The 1661-nt window shown below is 66.0% G+C and carries 1 protein-coding gene and 1 pseudogene; both read left to right on the forward strand.

Going from position 1 to position 1661, the window contains the following annotated elements; all coding sequences use genetic code 11:
* Positions 1–26 precede the first annotated feature (26 nt).
* On the forward strand, positions 27–992 hold the full coding sequence (locus ACSFA3_RS22660) for a ParB/RepB/Spo0J family partition protein (RefSeq protein ID WP_435507725.1): 966 nt from the start codon (positions 27–29) through the stop codon (positions 990–992).
* 115 nt (positions 993–1107) lie between these two features.
* Positions 1108–1661 (forward strand): annotated as a pseudogene (locus ACSFA3_RS22665) (peptidoglycan-binding protein); the annotation flags it as partial.

Consider the following 1661-nt stretch of genomic DNA (forward strand, 5'->3'; position numbering starts at 1 on the left):
AACGAAATCTCGAAAGAAAAGAACTGATGGCGACCAAGAAACCCAAGGGCCTGGGCCGCGGCCGCGAAGCGCTGCTCGGCCCGACGGCCGCGCCTTCCTCCGACAACAACGGCAACGGCGGCGTCTCGGGCACGGAAGAGGGCGGCGCGCAAAGGAACCCGACGACGCTGATGCTCGACCAGATGGTCGCCGGCGTCTACCAGCCGCGCACGCGCATGGACGAAGGCGCGCTCTACGAACTGGCCGAGAGCATCAAGGCGCAGGGCATCATGCAGCCGATCCTGGTCCGCCGGCTCGATGCCGAATCGGCTGAAGCCAAGAACGCCGAGTACGAAATCATCGCGGGCGAACGCCGCTTTCGCGCCGCCAGGCTCGCGGGCCTCGACAGCGTGCCGGTGCTGGTGCGCGACGTGCCCAACGAAGCCGCCGCGGCGATGTCGCTCATCGAGAACATTCAGCGCGAAGACCTCAACCCGCTGGAAGAAGCCCAAGGCCTGCAACGCCTGGTGAACGAGTTTGGGCTCACTCACGAACAGGCCGCACAGGCCGTGGGCCGTTCGCGCAGCGCGGCCAGCAATCTGCTGCGCCTGCTGAACCTCGCCGAGCCCGCGCAGCAGATGCTGATGGCCGGCGACATCGACATGGGCCACGCCCGCGCGCTGCTGTCGCTCGACCGCGGTACGCAGATCACGGCCGCCAACCACATCGCCCCCAAGAAGATGTCGGTGCGCGAAGCCGAGGCGCTGGTGAAGAAGCTCGCGGCCGAGTTCACGCTCACGCCAACGCGCCGCGGCAACGACGGCGAGAAGTCGCGCGACCTGCAGCGCGTGGAAGAAGAACTGGCCGACCTGCTCACTGCCGAGGTCGAGGTGCGCATCAAGAAGCGCAGCAAGCGCGGCGGTCGCATCGAGGAAAGCGGCGAGCTCGCCATTCACTTCGGCTCCATCGAAGCACTCAACGGATTGATCGAGCGCATCCGCCGAACGGCCTAGTGTTGTGAACTCGGGGGCTGGCGTTCGTTTGATTGATTCCTGCAATCCTTTGCGCGTATCCTCGACCGCTAGTTTTTTCACTCACAGATCTCTGAACAAACAGAGGGAGTCCACCATGCAGCTCACCACGTTCCCGCTCGCGGCCATCGCCGTCGGCGCAGTTCTACTCACCGGTTGCGCCACGACCGACATGCAAATGGGCAGCCAGTCGGCTAAGACCATGGCCACCGGCAGCGCCGCAGGTGGTGCCACCGACAACGCGAGCAGCCAGCTCGAGCGCTGCGAATCGCCGCTCGGCACCGTCTCGCTGATCGAGAACGTGAATGCGGGCTGGTACACCATCCTCACCGGCGAATACCGCCTGCCGCCCACGGCCAACCTGCTGCGCTTGCTGGTGCAGCAATCGAACTGCTTCATCGTGGTCGAGCGCGGCGCGGCCGGCATGAACGCCATGACGCGTGAACGCGCGCTGCAGCAGTCGGGTGAAATGCGCGGCGGCAGCAACTTCGGCCGGGGCCAGATGGTGGCTTCGGACTACGGCCTGTCGCCCGAAATCGTGTTCAGCAACAGCGATGCTGGCGGTGTCGGCGGCGCACTCGGCGGCCTCGTGGGCGGTGGCCGTGGCCGTGCCCTCGCTGCCATCGGCGGCAGCATGCAGACCAAGGAAGC

Source organism: Variovorax glucosi (genome assembly GCF_051216695.1).
GTDB lineage: Bacteria > Pseudomonadota > Gammaproteobacteria > Burkholderiales > Burkholderiaceae_C > Variovorax.